The sequence below is a fragment of the Roseburia rectibacter genome, from assembly GCF_014287515.2.
Lineage (GTDB): Bacteria > Bacillota > Clostridia > Lachnospirales > Lachnospiraceae > Roseburia > Roseburia rectibacter.
Genome location: NZ_CP092473.1, coordinates 561,653 through 581,627 on the forward strand (window position 1 = coordinate 561,653; position 19,975 = coordinate 581,627).

Genomic DNA, 19,975 nt, shown 5'->3' on the forward strand with positions numbered 1-19,975 from the left:
GGATAGTATAACACAGATATTGTCTGGTTGAAATTGGGAAAGAGGATGTTTATAATAGAATATAAAATAGGAAAAAGGTACAGTATTGAAAGGTGTGGAGATTATTATGGAACTAAGTTATAAGGAAATCAGGGCACAGATCTGTGATGTATGCCATAAGATGTGGCAGCTGGGATGGGTTGCGTCAAATGATGGAAATGTGTCGGTAAAACTTTCGGATGGTACATTTTTGGCAACACCGACAGGCGTGTCAAAAAGTATGGTAACCCCGGAAATGATCGTGCATATAGATAAAACAGGGGAGATTATTGAAGCCATGGACGGTTATCGTCCGTCGTCTGAAATGAGGATGCATTTCAGATGCTATGAGGAACGTGAGGATGTTGGCGCAGTTTTGCATGCACATCCTCCGGTTGCGACAGGGTTTGCCGTGGCAGATATCCCTCTTGATGAATATTCCATGATTGAGACTGTGCTCGCACTTGGTTCGGTGCCAGTTGCGCCTTATGCGACACCTTCCACGGATGAAGTGCCGGATGCCATTACTCCGTATCTGCCAGAGCATGATGCGATCCTGCTGAAAAATCACGGAGCTGTGACGGTAGGTGCTGATGTCTATACGGCATACTATAGGATGGAAACATTAGAGCAGTTTGCAAAGATCACGCTGACGGCACATCTGCTTGGTGGTGCAGAAGAGATCGACCGGGAAAATATCGACAGACTTGTGGACCTTAGAAATAATTATTATAAAATGAGTGGAAAACATCCGGGGTATAAGAAATATAGCAGGCATTTTGCTCCGCAAAACAAGGAGGAAAATACTCCCAAAAAGAAAGGAGGATTAAAATGAGTACAGGCAGACATAAACAGGAACGCGGCGTTGGGCTGCAGCCATTGGATGAGATCAATGGATATCAGGTACGTCCGGGTTTTTATAACAGGGATGGTGCGACAGCAACCACAAGAGGTGTCAGCTTTACGATCCATTCCTTTGGTGCGACAGCATGTTATCTTCTGTTGTTCCAGCCGCAGGAAAAAGAGCCATATGTGACCCTAAAATATCCGGAGGCTTATCATATTGGAAACACATATTCCATGTTCGTTTTTGGATTGAAAATCGAAGAGTTTGAATATGCATTTCAGTTGGACGGACCTTATGATGAGAAAAAAGGTTTATTGTTCAATAAAGAAAACATTTTGCTTGATCCGTATGCGAGGGCGGTGACAGGACAGCGGAACTGGGGAGAGCGTCCGGAAGGCGGAGCAGATTTTATTTATCATGCCAGAGTTGTGGAAAATAACTTTGACTGGGGAGATATCCGCCCGACTGAGCATCCGTTTGAAGATCTTGTCATCTACGAGATGCATGTAAGGGGATTTACAAAAGATGCATCGTCCGGTGTGACACCTGGAGCAGAAGGCACCTATGAGGGACTGCGGCAGAAAATCCCATATTTAAAAGATCTTGGGGTAAATGCAGTTGAACTGATGCCGATTTTTGAATTTGACGAGATGGAAAGCACCAGAGTAGTGGATGGAGAACGTCTGTATAATTACTGGGGGTACAATACTGTCTGCTTTTTTGCTCCGAATACCAGTTATACATCAGTTGTAGAGCATAATCATGAAGGTGATGAGTTAAAAGAACTGATCTATGAGTTAAAGGAAAACGGTATTGAGGTCATTTTGGATGTTGTGTTTAACCATACAGCGGAGGGAAATGAACAGGGACCGTGTTTTTCTTTTAAAGGAATTGATAATAATACTTATTATATTCTGACACCGGATGGCTACTATTATAATTTCAGCGGCTGCGGTAATGTCATGAACTGTAATCATCCGGCAGTAAGACGTTTTATCATTGACTGTCTGCGCTACTGGGTAACGGAGTATCGTGTGGATGGTTTCCGTTTTGATCTTGCATCTATTCTGACGCGTGATGAAAAAGGAGCACCGATGGCGGATCCACCATTACTCCAGGCTATCGCATGTGATGCGATCCTTGGAAAGGTTAAACTGATCGCAGAGGCATGGGATGCAGGCGGACTTTATCAGGTTGGAAGTTTTCCGTCATGGAACCGTTGGGCAGAATGGAATGGAAGATACCGTGATGATATAAGACAGTTTTTAAAAGGCACGGATGGAATGGCAGGAACAGCGATCACACGTATCACAGGCTCGAAAGACCTTTACCCGAAGCACCGTGGTGACAGTGCATCTGTCAATTTCATCACCTGTCATGATGGATTTACATTGTACGATCTATATGCCTATAATACAAAGCACAATGAAAAAAATGGCTGGAATAATTCTGACGGAGATAACAACGGAAATAGCTGGAACTGTGGAGCAGAGGGTGAGACGGATGATCCGCAGATCGAAGGCCTGCGCCTTAGAATGGTCAAAAATGCATTTGCGACACTGATGTGCAGCAGGGGACCTGCCATGTTTTATGCTGGAGACGAATTTTGTAACACACAGTTTGGCAATAATAACGCTTATTGTCAGGATAATATCATATCCTGGCTTGACTGGAGCAGGTTGGAAAAATATCGGGAGATCCATGATTTTTTCCGTTATATGATCGCTTTTCGTAAAAAATATCCGGTTCTGCGCCGCTCGACAAAAAAAGCGCTTTGCGGACTCCCGGAGATCAGCATTCACAATGGTTTTCCATGGAATGGAGGAACTGATTTTACCAGCAAACTGATTGGTATTATGTATGCCGGCAGGGATGATGCAAATACCAGAGATGATATTATTTTCTATGGAATGAATGCGTACTGGGAAACGCTTGTCATGCAGCTTCCGGAATTACCGAATAATCTGCAGTGGAAAATTTGTGTCAATACGAATGTAGAGTATGAGGACGGAAAAGATGTAGAATCACAGACGGAATTTTATTATAAAAAATCGTTAAAAATCCCGCCGAGAAGTGTGGTTATTTTAGTGGCAGAATAGATATATAACAAAATCAGCCAGTGACATGCGATCGTGCATGAAACTGGCTGATTTTGCAGAAACATCTATAGCCAGCCGCCATCAAGTGTGATGATCTGTCCAGTCAGATAGTCATTTCCATTAGCAAGCTGCACGGCAAGATGTGCAACTTCTTCCGGTGTTCCAAATCTTCCGGCAGGAATCTCATCGGCAAGTTCTTTACGTTCTTCTTCAGAAAAGCAGGCATTCATCTGTGTATCGATCACACCACATGCGATCGCATTGACCTGGATATTACTCGGAGCAAGTTCCTTTGCAAGTGCTTTTGTAAAAGAATTGATTCCGCCTTTGCATGCGGAGTATGCAACCTCGCAGGAGGCGCCGGCGATGCCCCAGACGGAAGAAATATTGATGATCTTACCTTTTTTTTCATGCACCATATGCGGGATGGCGAGCCGGCTGGTAGAAAAAACAGAGGTAAGATTTGTGGAAACGATATGATTCCAGTCATCAATTGACATATCTGTCAGCAGACCTATATAGGAAATTCCAGCATTATTGATCAGGATATCTATGCCACCAAAATGCTCTGTGATCTGGGTAAATAATTGCTCGACATATTCAAAGGAGGAAATATCGCCGATACTGGCGAGTACCTCGGTATGATAAGTATCTTCCAGTTCTGTTTTTAAACTCATAAGTTCCTGTGTGGATTTCGAACAGGTAATGATCAGGCGGTCGCCTTCTGCTGCAAATGCAGTTGCGATCGCGCGTCCGATCCCGCGGGAAGCTCCGGTGACTAATACAGTTCTATTCATAAAAATCTCCATTTCTTAATAATTTGTTGTTTTAGTATATTGTGTGTAAAATCAGCACATGATCCAATTCGTTGTCCGTCAATCATGCAAGCATGTTGACTCTCTTGCGCTCATTGTATCATGAAAAAAATCAGAAGACAATTTTTGAAAAATGATGAAATTTAAATAAAAAAGTAAAAATTAGGTATGGACATTTTCAGAAAGATGTGATAATATAATCAAGCACGATTCAAGACAACTTGATTACGGCGCGTGGCTCAGCTTGGTAGAGCGCTGCGTTCGGGACGCAGAGGTCGCAGGTTCGAATCCTGTCGCGCCGACTATATGAAACCTTTGAGAATAAAGGGAGAATGAAAAAGGACTTTCCAAGATGGAAAGTTTTTTTTTGTGGTCTGACTAACAATGCTATTAAAAATGATTCCCTATTTTCTGAATATGTGATATAATACAAAAATGTAACCGTTTACATTGCAAAAAAAGAAGGGGGAATTTCACAAATGAAGAAAAAAACAAGTCTTAGTGTAAAGCTGATCGCAGCTTTTATGGTTGCGATCCTTGGAAGTGTTTTGATCTGTGCACTTCTTACACACAGTAAGGTAAAAAGCGTGTTAAACAGTAACATGCAGCTTACGAGCGAGCAGACATTAAGCAGTGCAATGACGAGTCTGCAGACATATGAGAAAACGATCAGTCTGCCGGTCGATCTTCTGACTAGAAAAGACAGTATCAAACAGCTTTTGATCGAGCCGGAAAACTATGATAAATATATCGACAATGTAAATGACGAACTGGTTGCAGCCTGTAAAGTCGTGAATGGATCTGTGCGTGCATATTATGCTTTAAATGACGGCAGAACGATCACCGGATGGGTAAAATATGAAGCTGACGGTTCAAAGACAGCGATGAATACAGTAGAAAATAAGGATCTTTCCGGAAAAGAATGGTACACTGCATGTCAGGGAAGAAAGGCAAAAGTAAATTCTATTTTCAGTTATATTACAGCACCTTATACAGATGAGGAGACCGGAGAACAGATTATCACAGTCTGTCAGGAAGTAAAATACAAAGATGTTGTCCAGGGTGTTGTTGCCATGGATATCGAGGCATCTGCACTGGCAGATTATGTGGAAAACATCAGGCTTTTAAATACAGGATTTGTCATGCTGGTAGATGAACAGGGAAATATCATGGTTGACAGCGAAAGCAATACTTTTGCAGATGGTACAGTTGCAGACCTTGAATTTTTCGCTCCTTTGACAGAAGAATTAGATAATCTTGAAGAACAGAAAGCACAGCTGGAGGAAAGTGAAGATCCTGCAGCAGATGATATTGTATTACAGGCATCCTATAATATGCGTGCCGAAGGAAGAAACTGCGCGATCACAGCGATGACAGACCGCGTGACCGGATGGAGAATGATAGGATGCATCAGTGATCAGGAAAATCAGAAAAATCTCATCAATATTAATATTGGAACACTTGCAGCGGGAATGATCGGACTGGTATTTGGCTGTGTGATCGCAGTTGTGACAGCATTCAGTTTTAACCGTGAGATCAAAAAACTTCAGAATGCGACACATCGTGTTGCAGGCGGTGATTTCTCCGAAAAGATCAAAGTTACCAGAAGCGATGAATTTGGTGTACTTGAGACAAACTTTAACGGTATGATGGATGATGTGTCCGGACTGATTCATGCAGTTGAGGATAAGTCGAATCATATTCTTGAAGTTGCAGGTGGTATCTCTGAGGTCGCAGGCAATACGAAAACGACGATCGAACAGGTAACACAGGCAATTGACAGTGTTGCGCAGGGGGCAGTAAAACAGGCAGAAAGCACACAGGAAGCCAATACCCAGGTGGAGCATTTGAAGAATAGCTTAGATGAGACCAAAGAATATGTTTCCGGCATGAATGGCATGACGGAGAAGGCAAATGAGGTCAGCACCGAGGGAATTGAAAGCGTAAAAGACCTGATTGAAAAATCCGGAAAAACAGCCGAAAAATCCAAAGTTTCGTTAGAGGTCATGAACGAGATGGTCGAGAGTATTGATAAAATTTTCTATATATCAGATACGATCGCAGATATCACTTCCCAGACGAATCTGTTATCATTAAATGCAAGTATTGAGGCAGCAAGAGCCGGAGAGATGGGAAAAGGTTTTGCAGTTGTTGCAGATGAGATCCGTAAACTGGCAGATGAGTCGAAAGAGTCAACGGATGAGATCAAAAAGATCATCACGGAGATCACAGAGAAATCAAAACTGGTTGAGGCAACCATGCAGGAGAATGAGGTACTGCAGAGTGAGCAGCAGGAAGCAATCAACCGTACGGAAGAGATCTTTGGTGAGATTATGAAACAGATCGAAATGTTAGGATCTGGCATGGAACGAATCAATACATTAAATGAAAATATGTCTGCCAATAAAGATCTTGTTGTGGATAAGATGGGAACGATCGCATCGGTATCCGAGCAGTCAGCAGCGGCAACCGAAGAGGTTAATGCTTCCACGGAGCAGGTTAATGTTACAATGGCAGAGATCAGTGAACATACCGGCACACTACAGGCAATTGCCAAAGATCTGATGGAGACGATTAATCGATTCAAACTCTCTTAAGTCATGTAAAATGACTTGCAAAACACATTCTATACAGGTATAATTCATGACAATGGGGTTGCATCAAAGCGTGCAATCTATTGCATTTGAGAATTGAAAAACAAACCGGATGGGATGAAGCAGGAGGAAGAGATGGGAAGAGACGTTATTATTGCGTGTGATTTTAACAGCAAAGAAGAAGTGATCAGTTTTCTTGGAAAATTTAAAGAGGAAAAACCTTTTGTAAAGATTGGTATGGAGTTATTTTACGCAGAGGGACCGGAGATTGTCCGTACAATCAAACAGATGGGGCACAAGATTTTTCTTGACCTGAAATTACATGATATTCCAAATACCGTAAAAAAAGCAATGTCTGTATTATCGGGACTGGATGTAGACATGTGTAATGTACATGCGGCAGGCACTAAAGCGATGATGCAGGCTGCTATCGAGGGACTTACGAGAGAGGATGGAACGAGACCACTTCTGATCGCAGTCACACAGCTTACTTCCACCAGTGAAGAGGTAATGCAGCAGGAACTGTGGATCGAAAAACCGATCGACCAGACGGTTATGCATTATGCAAAAAATACAATGGAAGCAGGATTAGACGGTGTGGTATGTTCTCCATTGGAAGCCGGAAAAGTACATGAAGTATGTGGAGACAAATTCCTTACCATCACACCGGGAGTACGTTTTGCGGACGGCGATGTCGGTGATCAGAAGCGTGTGACAACGCCGGCGAAAGCAAAAGAGCTTGGATCTGACTATATCGTAGTCGGAAGACCGATCACACAGGCAGATGATCCGGTAGCTGCATACCGCAGATGTGTAGAAGAATTTGTAGGCTAGATGAAAAACAGGAAAAAGAGAAAGATGAACGGTCTTTCTCTTTTTTCGGTTAAAAGAGAGGATTGGAACAGATAGGGGATTTCATGGAAAGAAAAGGACTCAGTGGAAGTGCATTAAAGATGATCGCGATCGCCACAATGCTTATTGACCATATTGCAGCGACTGTGATCATTCGTGTATTAAAATTCGGAGGCTATAATGACAGCCTGTATCAGTTATACCGTGTGATGCGGAATATCGGAAGAATTGCGTTCCCGATTTTCTGCTTCCTTCTGGTGGAAGGATTTATGCACACGAGAGACCGGGAAAAATATGCGTTGCGTCTAGGGTGTTTTGCTGCAATATCCGAGATACCATTTGATCTTGCATTTAACGGAAAAATTTTAGAAGTCGGATATCAGAATGTGTTTTTTACATTGCTGCTTGGTCTGCTTACCATGATGGCATATGATTCTGTGATGAAACAGAGCCGTTTTAGCGTCTGGAAAAGGACAGGACTTTCCACACTTGCAATCCTCGTCGGGATGTTCGCAGCAGAGTTTTTATCGACGGATTATGGTGCGCTTGGAGTGATTTGTATCATGGTGTTTTATCTGTTTCGAAGAAGCAGGATGCAGCAGGTCGTATTTGGATGTCTGGCGTTTGTCTGGTGGGAATGGGCGGCAGTATTTGCATTTATTCCGATCTATTTCTATAATGGAAAACGTGGTTTTGGCATGAAATATTTCTTTTACGCATTTTATCCGGTACATCTGCTGATCTTGTATTTTATCGTATATAAAATGGGATATGGTGCTGTATCTGCAATCTGAAAATTTTAATATAAGGATTCATAGAAAAGGACTTTAGAAAACGGAGGGGATGTTTTCTAAAGCCCTCTTTATATGTAAACCTGCCGGAATATCTGGCAGGATTGTTTTTTGACGGAACTGACAGAACCCCAACCCCCGAGTCGAAACTCAACAGCTCCTTTTGATGTTATTAATGGTACGGGATAATTGTGACCATTTCTTGACTGGAAAATGAAGGAAATCTTAAAAACAGATAAGAAAATTATAAAGTCACATATGCGGGAGGGCAGAAATAGGGTATAATGTGCATAAGCAATGAGCAGTGCCAAACATGGAAATGACAAAAAAGACTGCTTGCAGGCGCTTTTTTGTTATTTTTATGTTTGATAGGGCGAATGTCCGTCAGTCCGGAAAATCTCTGATTTTTCGGACGTGCACTGCAGTTTGAAGTATTTATGATATAATAAGACTGCCGAGCGAAGCGAGTGTAGATCACGATCATGTGCTGCTTTTGCGCATGATATAATGTGCATAGAAGTAAACAGTATGGAGCAGAAAGATTTATGAAAAAGTATCTTGATAATGTGCGGCGTATAGCGCCGTTAATTCATAATATAACAAACTATGTGACGGCAAATGATGTCGCAAATGTTCTTTTGGCATGCGGAGCAAGTCCTATCATGGCAGACGAGGAAGCAGAGGCAGAGGAGATTACGGCACAATGCATGGGACTTAATTTAAACCTTGGTACGCCAAATCAAAAGAAAATTCAGACTATGTTAAAAGCGGGGAAGATGGCAAACAAACGGAAGCATGTGGTGGTGTTAGACCCGGTTGGAGTGGGGGCAGGCAGTTTTCGCAGACAGGCAGCAGAACAACTGTTAAAAGAAATACATTTTGATGCAGTCCGTGGAAATATTTCTGAGATCAGGGTGCTGGCATCATTATGTGAATCAGAAGAAAATAGCGGAAAAGGCGTGGATGCAGACAATACAGACAGAGTGACAGAAGAAAATTTAGCACAGAATATCGCAGCGGCAAAGATGCTGTCACAACAGTTGAAAACGATCATTGTGATTACCGGAGCTATTGACCTTGTAACGGATGGCAGTAAATGTTATGTGATAAAAAACGGCAATCCACAGATGAGCCGGATCACCGGAGCCGGGTGCCAGCTTTCTGGTATTTTAACGGCTTTCCTTGCAGCAAATCCAGAGGATAAGTTACAGGCGGCAGCGGCAGCAGTGTGTATGATGGGATATGCAGGGGAGCTTGCGGCGGAAAAAAGCGGGCAGTCAGGCAGTGGGACTTACCGTGTGAGCCTGATGGATGCAGTGTCATGTATGGATGGAGATATGTTAGAGAGAGGAGCACGTTATGAGATTCGATAAAAAGCAGTTATTATTATATGGGGTAACGGATCGAACCTGGTTAAATGGCCAGACCTTGTATGAGCAGGTCAGACAGGCATTGGAGGGTGGAGTTTCTTTTTTACAGCTTCGTGAGAAAAATATTTCAGAACAGGCATTCTTAGAGGAAGCAAGAGAAATACAAAAACTGTGCAGGGAGTATCAGGTTCCATTTATCATCAATGATAATGTAGATCTTGCATTAGAGATCGATTCGGACGGCGTGCATGTTGGTCAGGATGATATGGAAGCCGGGGAAGTACGCAGGCGGCTTGGCGCAGATAAGATCATTGGTGTTTCGGCACACTCGGTGGAAGAAGCACTGCGCGCTGAAAAATGCGGGGCAACTTACCTTGGTTCCGGGGCAGTGTTTGGAAGCGGAACCAAGAAAGATGTCGGAACATTAGACCATGAAGTGCTAAAAGAAATCTGTGCAGCAGTGCAGATCCCGGTAGTTGCGATCGGAGGGATCAGCCGGGATAACATTTTACAGTTAAAGGGCACGGGGATTGACGGAGTGGCAGTGATCAGCGCTATTTTTGCACAGAAAGATATCCGTGCGGCATCAAAGGAACTGAGGGGGCTGTCGGAAGAAATATGCAGATAAGGAACATACAGGGGGCAATCTTTGATATGGATGGAACACTGCTTGATTCCATGCCGGTATGGGAACATGCGAGTGAGCGCTATCTGCAGAACAAAGGAATCAAGGTAAGGGAAAGACTTTCGGATATCTTATTTTCCATGAGCATGCAAAAGGGCGCAGAATATGTGAAAGAAAATTATCATCTCGCAGAGTCAGTTGATGAGATTGTGGCGGGCGTGAATAACATTGTCTATACTGCATATGAAAAAGAGGTGCAGCCCAAAGAAGGTGTAAGAGAGCTGTTAGACACTTTGCAGGTAAATGGGATAAAGATGGCGGTGGCAACTTCGACTGACCGTCCTATGGTGGAAGCAGCATTGAAACGTACCGGACTGTTTTCCTATTTTGAACAGATATTCACATGTACGGAAGTTGGCAAGGGAAAAGTGGCTCCGGATATATATTATGCAGCGGCTGATATTCTTGGGACAGAGCCGAAAAATACGCTGGTGTTTGAGGATGCACTGTATGCGATCGGGACGGCAAAGAAAGCAGGATTTGTGACAGTCGGGGTTTATGATGATGCGAGCAGAAAAGAGCAGGGAAAGATAAAGGAGCAGGCAGATATTTATCTGGAAGGATTTGTGAGTGCTGTGGAAAGTCTGCAACAGTAACATAAAAAGTTTCATTTACATGGAATTTACAAATTTTACGTGGCGTCGTATAAAAAACTGTGCTATGATAGATAATATTGAGGTACAGTGTGAAAATAAGATTTTCACATGCAGGAATGAGGATTATTATGATTCGCAGAGCAGAGTTAAAAGACATTCCGGCATTGATGGATATTTATAACGATGCCATTTTACATACAACAGCAACATTTGATACGGAAGTCAAAGATTATGAGGATCGTCTGGCATGGTTCCATGCGCACACGGGACAATATGTGATCTTTGTATATGAAGAGGCAGGAACAGTCGCGGGTTATGCCTCTCTTTCGCGTTACAGGGAAAGGAAGGCTTTTGACCCTGCAGTTGAGATCTCTATCTATATTCATGCGGGTTATCGAGGGCGTGGCATTGGCTGCAGTCTTATGGAGAAAACATTGCAATATGCAAAAGAATGTCCGCAGATCGGAACGGTTATTTCACTGATCACAAGTGAAAATGAAGTCAGTATCCATCTGCATGAACGTTTTGGTTTTTCTTACTGTGGTCAGATCAGACAGGCAGGCGTTAAGTTTGGGAAAAAACTGGGCTTAAACGCATATCAGATCATTTATGACAGAGAAATTGAATAGAAAGATTCCCGGAAAGATGTAGTGTGTAAAAATCTGGCATAATACATGGCAGTATCCCGGGAAATTGAGGAAAATGCCATGATAAGATATTTTAAGACAGATAACCAGAGGATTCATGAGGAGGAAAAAATCGGTGATGGCGTATGGGTGCAGATGCTCCAGCCGACGCATCAGGAATGTGCCGAGATCGCAGAAGTATTGAATGTAGATATTGAGGACATCCAGGCCGCACTCGATGAAGAGGAGAGTTCCCGTATCGAACTTCAGGATGGTTATACACTGATCTTAGTCGATATCCCAACCGTTGAGATACGTCATGAAAAACAGAGTTATACGACAATCCCGTTAGGTATCATTTTAACACAGGATGTGATCGTGACGGTCTGTACGGATGATACACCGGTGCTGCAGAATTTTGTAAACAACCGTGTGAAAGAGTTCAGCACAAAGAAAAAACTGCGTTTTGTATATCAGATATTATTCCGTACGGCGACAAATTACCAGATGAATCTGCGCGTGATTGATAAGAAAAGAACAGAGATTGAGGAACGGATCGGAAAAAATACAGAAGATATCGATCTGATCGATCTTCATGAATTAGAGTCTACATTGGTCTACTTTGCAACGTCCCTGCGTGCCAACGGCGTTGTCTTAGACCGGTTGACCAGATATAAACGATTAGAGCAGTACCCGGAGGATAAGGAACTGTTAGGAGATGTGATCGTCGAAAACCGGCAGGCAATCGAGATGACATCGATTTACCGTGATATCATCAATGGTACCAGGGAACTGATGTCATCTGTGATCGACAACCGATTGAACAACGTTATGAAATATCTGACATCCATCACGATCGTTATGGCGATTCCGACCGTTATATCCGGTATTTACGGAATGAACGTCAATGAAAAATGGATGCCGTTTGCAAATACACCGCATGGATTTTTGATCATCTGTGTTCTGACACTGCTGATCTGTTTAGTCACGATGCTGGTGCTTCGGAAGAAGAAGATGCTGTAAAATATTAAGGAGTTCTGCAACAACAATTTTGGTTGATGCAGAACTCCTTTTTTGGAGAACATTATGCTAAAAAGTAAAATCCAGACAGTCTTTAGTTTCCTTCAAAGCGTCCGCTTGCGCCACAAGGCAGCACCAGTCCATTGGAGGATACCGGCAGACCGATCTCATCTGCGGTGACGGTTCCGTCATATTTTTCTAATGCAGTTGCGATCATATAACGCAGCACTGCTGGCTGAAGTCCGGTAGTGTAAGAGTTTACCAGAAAGAACAATGGCGTATCTGTCAGTAACTGTGCACAGAGCTTGATCAGCGGATACACAGATTCCTCGATCTTCCAGATCTCACCCTTAGGACCTCTGCCGTAGGATGGCGGGTCCATAATGATCGCATCATAGTGATTGCCACGGCGGATCTCACGTTCTACGAATTTCACACAGTCATCTACGATCCAGCGGATCGGTGCGTCCGAAAGACCGGAGGATGCAGCATTTTCTTTTGCCCAGGTAACCATACCTTTTGAGGCATCCACATGTGTGACAGAAGCTCCGGCTGCGGCAGCTGCAAGTGTTGCACCGCCGGTGTAGGCAAAAAGGTTTAAGACCTTGACCGGACGTTTTGCAGAGCGGATCTTATCTGAAAACCAGTCCCAGTTTACTGCCTGTTCCGGAAAAAGTCCGGTGTGCTTAAAGCTGAATGGTTTCAGTTGGAATGTTAAAGATCCATAACGAATACTCCACTGTTCCGGCAGATCAAAAAACTCCCATTCGCCACCGCCTTTTTTACTGCGGTGGTAGTGGGCATTCATATGTTTCCAGCCTTTTTCTTTTTTTGGTGTGTCCCAGATGACCTGTGGGTCAGGACGCACAAGTGTATAATTGCCCCATCGTTCTAATTTTTCACCACAGGAGCAGTCTATTACTTCATAATCTTTCCAGTTATTTGCAATCCACATAAAAAATCCTTTCATAATCATTCTACTATTCATGACAATAGAATATTCGCGAAGCGTATTCTATTATTTACGTTTCCAGGTTGACGGCATCAGAAGAATCATCATCGGAAACAGTTCGAGTCTTCCGGCAAGCATGTCAAACATCAGGATAAACTTGGAAAACGGAGAGAAAATTGAAAAATTCTGTGTCGGACCGACCAGATTTAAGCCCGGACCGATATTGTTTAACATTGTGACAACGGAAGTAAAATTTGTTGTGAAGTCAAATTCATCCACACTGATAAGAAGCATGGAAGTTAACAGCAGTACAAAATAAACGACCAGAAAAACATTTGCAGAACGTAAAGTCTCATGATCGACCGGGTGTCCGTCCATACGGATTTTTTTCACCTGACGCGGATGGATGATCAGGGAAAGCTCCTTACGGATCGTTTTTAATAAGATCAGGATACGGGACACCTTAATACCACCGCTTGTACTGCCGGCACAGGCACCGATAAACATTAGTGTAACCAGCAAAGTTTTTGATAAAGCCGGCCAGAGATCAAAGTCTGTAGTCGCATATCCGGTTGTTGTGATAATGGAGCCGACCTGGAAAAAAGCATGACGCACAGTGTCACCTAACGTTGGGTAAAACGAACGGATATTCCAGGTAATAATACACACCGATCCAAGTATAATGGCAAGGTACCAGCGGACTTCTTCTATTTTAAAGAAGTCTTTTAATTTGCCTGTCAGAATATAAAAATACGCAGTGTAGTTGATGCCGCTTAAAATCATAAATACGGTGATCGTAATCTGTATTGCAGGGGAATAGCTGGCAATACTGTCATTTTTTATTCCAAATCCACCAGTGCCTACGGTACCAAATGTAGTAGTCAGCGAATCGAATAGGGGCATGCCAAGCGCCCGCAGAATCGTTGCTTCACAGATCGTGATGGCAATATAAATACCGTAGAGGATTTTTGCAGTGTCTTTCACATGTGGAACCAGTTTACTTACAGAAGGACCAGGGCTTTCGGCTTTCATGAGGTTCATCGAAGAACCGCCCATCAGAGGGAGAATCGCCATGATAAAAACAAATACTCCCATACCGCCGATCCAGTGTGAAAAACTGCGCCAGAACAGGCTGGCTTTTGATATACTCTCCACATCGGACAGGATGCTTGAACCTGTTGTGGTAAAACCGGAAATCGTCTCAAACAGTGCATCTACATAAAATGGAATATCTCCGGTCAGTACAAAAGGAATAGCACCAAAAATACTCATGATGATCCAGCTTAAGGCAACCGTCACAAACCCCTCCCTGGTGTAAAGGTTTGTAGAATGAGGCTTTTTATGTGTCAGAAGCATACCAAGTACCAGACATAAAACAGCAACTGCAAGATAAGAGACAGAGGCTTTTTCCTGGTATATCAGCCCGACCAATGCGGGAAGGACTAAAAACGCGCTTTCGAATTTCAAAACACAGCCTAAAATATATAAAACGATCGAATAATTCATTGCCGTCTACTCCTCCAGAATCTCTTTGATATCGGAAATACGATAACCGGAAAGAACGACTAAAACGGAGTCACCAGCCATCATGATATCCTGACCACTTGGGATGATGACTTTGCCGTTACGGTAAATACAGCAGATCAGAGTGTTTTTGCGGAAATGCAGATCGGCAAGCGGGATGCCGGCAACGGCGGAATCTGCCTTGATGATAAATTCTAATGCTTCTGCTTTACCGTTTGCTAATTTATAAAGTGTTTCCACATTGCTGTCCTTGGAATTATAAGTTGAGCGTACATATTTTAAAATATAGTCAGAGGTAATAATACGCGGATAAATAATGCTTCCAAGATTCAGCTCATTAATGACGGAATGAAAATTGATCCGGTTGATCTTTGTTACAGTCTTGGCATTGGAGACATCATTTGCATAGAGGGAGAGAAGGATGTTCTCTTCGTCTAAGCCCGTTAAGGCTGCAAAACCCTGTGCATGTTCAAGACCTTCCTGCAAAAGGAGATTCTGATCGGTTGCGTCGCCGCAGATTACAGTGGCATGCGGCAGCAGTTCACTTAATACATCGCAGCGTTCACGGTCTATCTCAATGATCGTCACGCGGATACCCGAAGCAAGCAGACTTTTTGCCAGATAAAAGGATACTTTACCGCCACCGGCAAGAATGGCATTTCCAACACGGTTTTTTACAATACCGATCTTGCGGAAAAAGTCGATCGCATTGCGGCGTTCTGATGCTATCGCAACCACATCGTTTTCCTGAAATTCAAAATCACCATTTGGAATGATCACCTGATCGCCACGGATAACCGTGCAGACTAAGACATTACTGTGCAGTGTCTGATGCAGGTTAAACAACTTTAAGGCGATAAGCGGGGAACCTTTGGTAACTTTAAAATGCAGCAGTTCCACGTGACCTTTGGCAAATGTATCCACGCGGATCGCAGATGGAAACTGGAAAATACGTGCGATTTCATTTGCAGCGGCAAGCTCTGGATTTATGATCATTGCAAGCCCGAATTCTTTTTTTAAAAATTCTATTTCCTTATTATATATAGGATTGCGCACACGTGCAATCGTCTGACAGTGGCCAGTCTTTCTTGCGATCACACAGCAGAGAAGATTCTTCTCATCGTCACCGGTTACAGCAATCAGAAGATCGGCGGTCGTGATGCCGGCATCGATCAGTGTCTGGTGATTGATTCCGTTTCCTACGATGCCCATCGCATCGAGATTATTTGTGATGGCGGAAACCTTTTCCGGTTTCTCGTCAATGACTACGATATCGTGGTCTTCGCTGCCAAGCTGTTCTACGAGCGTGTAGCCCACCTTGCCACAGCCTACGATAATGATCTTCATGATATGATAACTCCTCTATTGATAATATTCTGGATTATGTGAAACTATAGTCTGCAAGCAGTCTTTTTGTTAGTTTCAAGTGAAACTGTAGTCCGCAGTGCACGTCCGTAAAATCAAAGATTTTCCGGACTGACGGGCATTCGCCCTATCAAACATAAAAATAACAAAAAAGAGCCTGCAAGCAGTCTTTTTTTGTCATTTCCATGTTTGGCACTGCTCATTGCATACGCACATTATACCATATGCGTGCAGAAATGCTACTAAATTTAGAAACATTAGCGGAGATATCATGGATGTGTATGCGCTTAGTGCGAAATAGGTGCGTAAAAGGAATATATACCCTGGTTTGTTGGACTATGAGTTCCCCAGCGAAGGGGCTTTGCGCAAGATGCCACTCACAAGCCTACGAAATACCATTTGGACGGGAGACTCATGTCATAAACACACCATCATTTGTTGTGCAACTTATTCTCCATGTAAAAATCATACAGTTTTTCCGGTACCGGGGATAAGAAATCTGATGTATATTAAAAGTATCATCAGATTTTTGCGTAATAATAGTGTTTTGATAAATACAGAGAACACATTATAATATGTGAAACAGGAATCGATGCATTGAAAAAATAGTGTAAAGAGGGGAAAATACATGTTTACAAAAAACAATACCATGAATGAAATTTTAAACACAGAACCAGTCAGCCGTGCGATCGGCAATTTATTTCCAACCTGTTTTTTAAACCGTGTGCCGCTGGAACACAGAGATCATACGATGGCGCAGATCGAAAAAGAAGAAACAATGGAATGGGGAGCCCCGTTTTTGGCGGATGCTTTTTTAGAGTGTGCGAATCTGATCAAAGAAACAGCGGAGACAAAGAAATTCAAATATATTCCGCTCTGGGGCGAAACAGATGACGCGTCTGCAGGCGCTAAGATGCCGCACTGGGAAAATGGTATTCCACAGTCGGATTTAAATACAGAGGAAGGCGTCTGGTTATTTACCGGTGATCCAGCAGTAGATAATGAAGCATTTGCGCATACAGCAGGCAGCGATTCTATTCCTCCTTATGAATCCACGGCGGTCGCAGAGGAGAAAAAAATTAAAACAGACTTAAAGCCGGCGGTAATTCTCTGTCCCGGCGGTGGTTACGAGATGGTGTCCTTTTATAATGAGGGACTTCAGCCTGCACAGCGTATGGAGCGTGATGGCGGCTACAAGGCATTTGTTTTATGTTATCGGATTCGTCCGAACTATTATCCGCTGCCACAGATGGATCTTGCAAGAGCAGTTATGTATGTGCGGGCACATGCAGCGGAATATCAGGTAGACCCGGAACGGATCGTGATCATGGGTGCGTCTGCAGGCGGTCATCTCTGTGCAAGTGAAGCGCTGCTCCATGAGGAATTAAAGGAAAATGTACTGGAAAACCTTGCAAAATTCCAGAAAGCTGATATGGTAGAACAATACAGAAAAATTTCTGCCAGACCGGATGCCATAGGACTTTTGTATCCTGTTATCAGTTTTACTTCGGAATATCACGAGGGAAGTTATCTTTATAATACCAATGAGGAAACAGGACTGCGTGAAAAATTATCGGTAGAGTTCCATATCACACCGGATTATCCAATGACCTATGCCTATGCAAATGCGGATGACGGCTGTGTACCGGCGAGCAATACCGTGCGTTTAAATGAAGCACTTGAAAAAGCAGGTGTAAAGCATCTGTGTGAGGTATATCCGACCGGAGATCATGGAATCGGGCTTGGATACCATACTTCCGCAAAAATGTGGAGTGAAAATATGCTTGCTTTTTTCGATAAAAATTTGTAAAACAGGGCTTTCAGTTAAATGTATAGATCAATCAGTGTTTTGAACTAATGTATAGATCAGTCTGTGTATTCTGGGCAGAAAACATAAGAGAGGAATATCGTATATGTTACAGGATATCAATGAGATTTCAGATGGAAAAATATATGGCATACATGATATGGTACGTGTTGGCTGCAGTGACTGTGCAGGCTGCCATAGCTGCTGTGAGCAGATGGGGGATACCGTTTTAGTTGATCCATACGATTGCAAAAGATTAGAAAAAGAGCTGGGGATGGGCTTTGAAGGACTGATGCAGTCTTATGTCGGACTTCATGTGGAAGATGGTCTGATCATTCCTCATTTGAAAATGCAGGAGCAGACGGGCACATGTGTATTTTTAAATGAGGAGGGAAGGTGCAGTATCCATGCATACCGTCCGGGCATCTGCAGATTATTTCCTCTGGGAAGAATTTATGAGGAGCAGGGTGTTTCCTATTTTCTGCAGAGTGGTGCCTGTGAACGCGGTAAAACGAAAATCAAAGTGGAAAAATGGTTAGATACGCCGCAGTTAAAACGATATCAGCAGTTTTTGACAGAGTGGCATAGTCTGAAAAAGAACATGCAGGAATATTTAAGCCGTATGACGAAAGAGGAAGAAAAGAAAACAGTCTGTATGATGTTTTTGCAGATTTTCTTTTTCCGTCCATACGATAGCAGGCGGGATTTTTATGAGGAATGGGGGGAGCGGAGAAAACAGCTTCATTCGCTCCTGCCAGAATAAAATGTTGTGTGATTCTGATGTTTTTTTAAAAATACAAGTGGGTAATTAGTAACAGAAAAGGTTGATATTCTAACAAAAAGTGCTATGATAATATCCGGCTGAAAATTGAAATTTCAGAGAAGCCTCTGAAGAAAAGGATATTTTATGAAGTATTTGAGACAATTTATGATCATTCTGTTGTTTACCTTTCTGGGAGAGCTGTTAAAATATGTGCTCCCGTTTCCGGTACCGGCAAGCATCTATGGCCTGGTTCTTTTATTTATTGCACTGGAAACAAGACTCCTTCCGCTTGCAGCAGTCAAAGATGCCGGAAAGTTCATGATCGAGATCATGCCGTTAATGTTTATTCCGGCCGGTGCAGGACTCATTGATGCATGGGATGCACTACGCCCAATTTGTGTACAGATCGTGGTGATCATGGTGGTATCAACGATCGTGGTTATGATCGTGTCCGGTCATGTGACACAATTTGTCATGCGCAGAGGGAAAAAGAAAGGAGAACAGAAATGAGAGAGTTTTTATGTGATTCCGTATTTTTGGGCGTTGCGATCAGCATACTTGCATATGAGCTTGGCGTGTTTTTAAAGAAGAAATTAAAACTTGCGGTATTTAACCCGCTTCTGATATCGATCGTTGCCGTGATCATTTTTCTGGTTGTGTTCCATATTCCGTATGAGCGTTACAACGAGGGCGCAAAATATTTAAGCTATCTTCTGACTCCGGCAACGGTATGTCTGGCAATCCCGCTTTATGAGCAGTTTGAACTGCTGAAACAGAATGTTGCCGCGATTTTTGCTGGATTGATTTCCGGTGTTCTGACGAGTGTGATCTGTGTTCTGGTCTTATCACTGTTATTCCATTTTGACCATGCGCAGTATGTCACGCTTCTTCCAAAATCGATCACAACGGCGATCGGAATGGGAATCTCGGAAGAACTTGGCGGTTATGTCACGATCACGGTTGCGGTCATCATTATCACCGGTATCATCGGAAATGTGTTAGCAGAGACAATCTGCCGGGTTTTTAAGATCGAAGAACCGGTGGCAAAAGGAATTGCGATCGGATCATCTTCACATGCACTCGGAACGGCGAAAGCACTGGAACTTGGTGAAATCGAGGGCGCGATGAGCAGTCTTTCCATTGCGGTGGCAGGTATTCTGACGGTAATCGCTGCACCGATTTTTGCAACGATGTTGTAAATATAATGCCGTGATTTTATTAAGGTGATTATTAATATTAAGCCAAATGTAG

Annotated in this window: 18 protein-coding genes and 1 tRNA gene; 15 read left to right on the plus strand and 4 right to left on the minus strand. The window is 43.0% G+C overall.

Features of this window, described 5'->3' with window-relative positions:
* The first annotated feature begins 106 nt into the window (after nt 1-106).
* Entirely contained in the window at nt 107-853 is a 747-nt protein-coding gene (locus tag H8S51_RS02665; protein ID WP_118210542.1) for a class II aldolase/adducin family protein, read from the plus strand.
* Entirely contained in the window at nt 850-2,964 is a 2,115-nt protein-coding gene (locus H8S51_RS02670) for a glycogen debranching protein (protein WP_118210543.1), read from the plus strand. The genes H8S51_RS02665 and H8S51_RS02670 overlap by 4 nt, the downstream gene beginning before the upstream one ends.
* Before the next feature lie 65 nt (nt 2,965-3,029).
* Here the strand turns inward: H8S51_RS02670 and ymfI are convergent, their stop codons facing one another.
* On the minus strand, nt 3,030-3,761 hold the full coding sequence (gene ymfI / locus H8S51_RS02675; protein ID WP_186900059.1) for an elongation factor P 5-aminopentanone reductase: 732 nt from the start codon (nt 3,759-3,761) through the stop codon (nt 3,030-3,032).
* 246 nt (nt 3,762-4,007) lie between these two features.
* On the opposite strand from ymfI, the gene H8S51_RS02680 reads away from it, so the two are divergent.
* The 9 genes from H8S51_RS02680 to H8S51_RS02720 all read left to right on the plus strand — a co-directional run bounded on the left by H8S51_RS02680 (nt 4,008) and on the right by H8S51_RS02720 (nt 12,316).
* A tRNA-Pro gene (locus H8S51_RS02680) sits at nt 4,008-4,081 on the plus strand.
* Nucleotides 4,082-4,258: 177 nt separating this feature from the next.
* On the plus strand, nt 4,259-6,376 hold the full coding sequence (locus H8S51_RS02685) for a methyl-accepting chemotaxis protein (RefSeq protein ID WP_186900058.1): 2,118 nt from the start codon (nt 4,259-4,261) through the stop codon (nt 6,374-6,376).
* Nucleotides 6,377-6,508: 132 nt separating this feature from the next.
* Nucleotides 6,509-7,207, plus strand: coding sequence for an orotidine-5'-phosphate decarboxylase (gene pyrF / locus H8S51_RS02690; RefSeq protein WP_117920785.1), 699 nt, complete (start codon nt 6,509-6,511; stop codon nt 7,205-7,207).
* A gap of 83 nt (nt 7,208-7,290) precedes the next feature.
* Entirely contained in the window at nt 7,291-8,019 is a 729-nt protein-coding gene (locus tag H8S51_RS02695) for a TraX family protein (protein ID WP_186900057.1), read from the plus strand.
* A gap of 542 nt (nt 8,020-8,561) precedes the next feature.
* Complete coding sequence (gene thiM, locus H8S51_RS02700) at nt 8,562-9,389, plus strand: hydroxyethylthiazole kinase (RefSeq protein WP_118210548.1); 828 nt, start codon at nt 8,562-8,564, stop codon at nt 9,387-9,389.
* The gene (thiE, locus tag H8S51_RS02705) at nt 9,376-10,014 is read left to right on the plus strand and encodes a thiamine phosphate synthase (protein ID WP_186900056.1); all 639 of its coding nucleotides are present in this window, start codon (nt 9,376-9,378) and stop codon (nt 10,012-10,014) included. The genes thiM and thiE overlap by 14 nt, the downstream gene beginning before the upstream one ends.
* The gene (locus H8S51_RS02710; protein WP_186900055.1) at nt 10,005-10,667 is read left to right on the plus strand and encodes an HAD family hydrolase; all 663 of its coding nucleotides are present in this window, start codon (nt 10,005-10,007) and stop codon (nt 10,665-10,667) included. The genes thiE and H8S51_RS02710 overlap by 10 nt, the downstream gene beginning before the upstream one ends.
* Nucleotides 10,668-10,795: 128 nt before the next feature.
* Nucleotides 10,796-11,296 carry a GNAT family N-acetyltransferase gene (locus tag H8S51_RS02715; RefSeq protein ID WP_241070863.1) on the plus strand — a complete coding sequence of 167 codons (501 nt, stop codon included), beginning with the start codon at nt 10,796-10,798 and terminating at the stop codon, nt 11,294-11,296.
* 78 nt (nt 11,297-11,374) lie between these two features.
* Nucleotides 11,375-12,316 (plus strand): magnesium transporter CorA family protein, encoded by a 942-nt coding sequence (locus tag H8S51_RS02720; protein ID WP_186900054.1) that lies wholly within the window; start codon nt 11,375-11,377, stop codon nt 12,314-12,316.
* A 91-nt stretch (nt 12,317-12,407) separates the two neighbouring features.
* Here H8S51_RS02720 and H8S51_RS02725 read toward each other — a convergent pair whose 3' ends face one another.
* From H8S51_RS02725 to trkA, 3 genes are all read right to left on the minus strand, one after another.
* Entirely contained in the window at nt 12,408-13,268 is an 861-nt protein-coding gene (locus H8S51_RS02725; RefSeq protein WP_117920713.1) for a class I SAM-dependent methyltransferase, read from the minus strand.
* 63 nt (nt 13,269-13,331) lie between these two features.
* Nucleotides 13,332-14,771: a TrkH family potassium uptake protein gene (locus H8S51_RS02730; RefSeq protein ID WP_117920714.1), complete on the minus strand. Its 1,440-nt coding sequence runs from the start codon at nt 14,769-14,771 to the stop codon at nt 13,332-13,334.
* A 6-nt stretch (nt 14,772-14,777) separates the two neighbouring features.
* Nucleotides 14,778-16,136, minus strand: a complete 1,359-nt coding sequence (trkA, locus tag H8S51_RS02735) for a Trk system potassium transporter TrkA (RefSeq protein WP_117920715.1) — start codon at nt 16,134-16,136, stop codon at nt 14,778-14,780.
* Nucleotides 16,137-16,782: 646 nt separating this feature from the next.
* Here trkA and H8S51_RS02740 point away from each other — a divergent pair.
* From H8S51_RS02740 to H8S51_RS02755, 4 genes are all read left to right on the plus strand, one after another.
* Complete coding sequence (locus H8S51_RS02740; protein ID WP_186900053.1) at nt 16,783-17,964, plus strand: alpha/beta hydrolase; 1,182 nt, start codon at nt 16,783-16,785, stop codon at nt 17,962-17,964.
* 103 nt (nt 17,965-18,067) lie between these two features.
* Nucleotides 18,068-18,724 (plus strand): YkgJ family cysteine cluster protein, encoded by a 657-nt coding sequence (locus H8S51_RS02745; RefSeq protein WP_117920717.1) that lies wholly within the window; start codon nt 18,068-18,070, stop codon nt 18,722-18,724.
* Between the two features lie 144 nt (nt 18,725-18,868).
* Entirely contained in the window at nt 18,869-19,234 is a 366-nt protein-coding gene (locus tag H8S51_RS02750) for a CidA/LrgA family protein (protein WP_118210552.1), read from the plus strand.
* Nucleotides 19,231-19,923, plus strand: a complete 693-nt coding sequence (locus H8S51_RS02755) for an LrgB family protein (protein ID WP_118210553.1) — start codon at nt 19,231-19,233, stop codon at nt 19,921-19,923. Before H8S51_RS02750 ends, H8S51_RS02755 begins: the two co-directional genes overlap by 4 nt.
* The last annotated feature ends 52 nt before the right edge of the window (nt 19,924-19,975 follow it).

Coding starts and splice junctions, on each gene's coding strand:
- H8S51_RS02730 (WP_117920714.1), bottom strand. CDS start 14,771: ATGAATTATTCGATCGTTTTATATATTTTAGGCTGTGTTTTGAAATTC.
- thiM (WP_118210548.1), top strand. CDS start 8,562: ATGAAAAAGTATCTTGATAATGTGCGGCGTATAGCGCCGTTAATTCAT.
- H8S51_RS02720 (WP_186900054.1), top strand. CDS start 11,375: ATGATAAGATATTTTAAGACAGATAACCAGAGGATTCATGAGGAGGAA.
- thiE (WP_186900056.1), top strand. CDS start 9,376: ATGAGATTCGATAAAAAGCAGTTATTATTATATGGGGTAACGGATCGA.
- H8S51_RS02685 (WP_186900058.1), top strand. CDS start 4,259: ATGAAGAAAAAAACAAGTCTTAGTGTAAAGCTGATCGCAGCTTTTATG.
- H8S51_RS02750 (WP_118210552.1), top strand. CDS start 18,869: ATGAAGTATTTGAGACAATTTATGATCATTCTGTTGTTTACCTTTCTG.
- H8S51_RS02665 (WP_118210542.1), top strand. CDS start 107: ATGGAACTAAGTTATAAGGAAATCAGGGCACAGATCTGTGATGTATGC.
- H8S51_RS02670 (WP_118210543.1), top strand. CDS start 850: ATGAGTACAGGCAGACATAAACAGGAACGCGGCGTTGGGCTGCAGCCA.
- trkA (WP_117920715.1), bottom strand. CDS start 16,136: ATGAAGATCATTATCGTAGGCTGTGGCAAGGTGGGCTACACGCTCGTA.
- H8S51_RS02755 (WP_118210553.1), top strand. CDS start 19,231: ATGAGAGAGTTTTTATGTGATTCCGTATTTTTGGGCGTTGCGATCAGC.
- H8S51_RS02715 (WP_241070863.1), top strand. CDS start 10,796: ATGATTCGCAGAGCAGAGTTAAAAGACATTCCGGCATTGATGGATATT.
- ymfI (WP_186900059.1), bottom strand. CDS start 3,761: ATGAATAGAACTGTATTAGTCACCGGAGCTTCCCGCGGGATCGGACGC.
- H8S51_RS02710 (WP_186900055.1), top strand. CDS start 10,005: ATGCAGATAAGGAACATACAGGGGGCAATCTTTGATATGGATGGAACA.
- H8S51_RS02695 (WP_186900057.1), top strand. CDS start 7,291: ATGGAAAGAAAAGGACTCAGTGGAAGTGCATTAAAGATGATCGCGATC.
- H8S51_RS02745 (WP_117920717.1), top strand. CDS start 18,068: ATGTTACAGGATATCAATGAGATTTCAGATGGAAAAATATATGGCATA.
- H8S51_RS02725 (WP_117920713.1), bottom strand. CDS start 13,268: ATGTGGATTGCAAATAACTGGAAAGATTATGAAGTAATAGACTGCTCC.
- pyrF (WP_117920785.1), top strand. CDS start 6,509: ATGGGAAGAGACGTTATTATTGCGTGTGATTTTAACAGCAAAGAAGAA.
- H8S51_RS02740 (WP_186900053.1), top strand. CDS start 16,783: ATGTTTACAAAAAACAATACCATGAATGAAATTTTAAACACAGAACCA.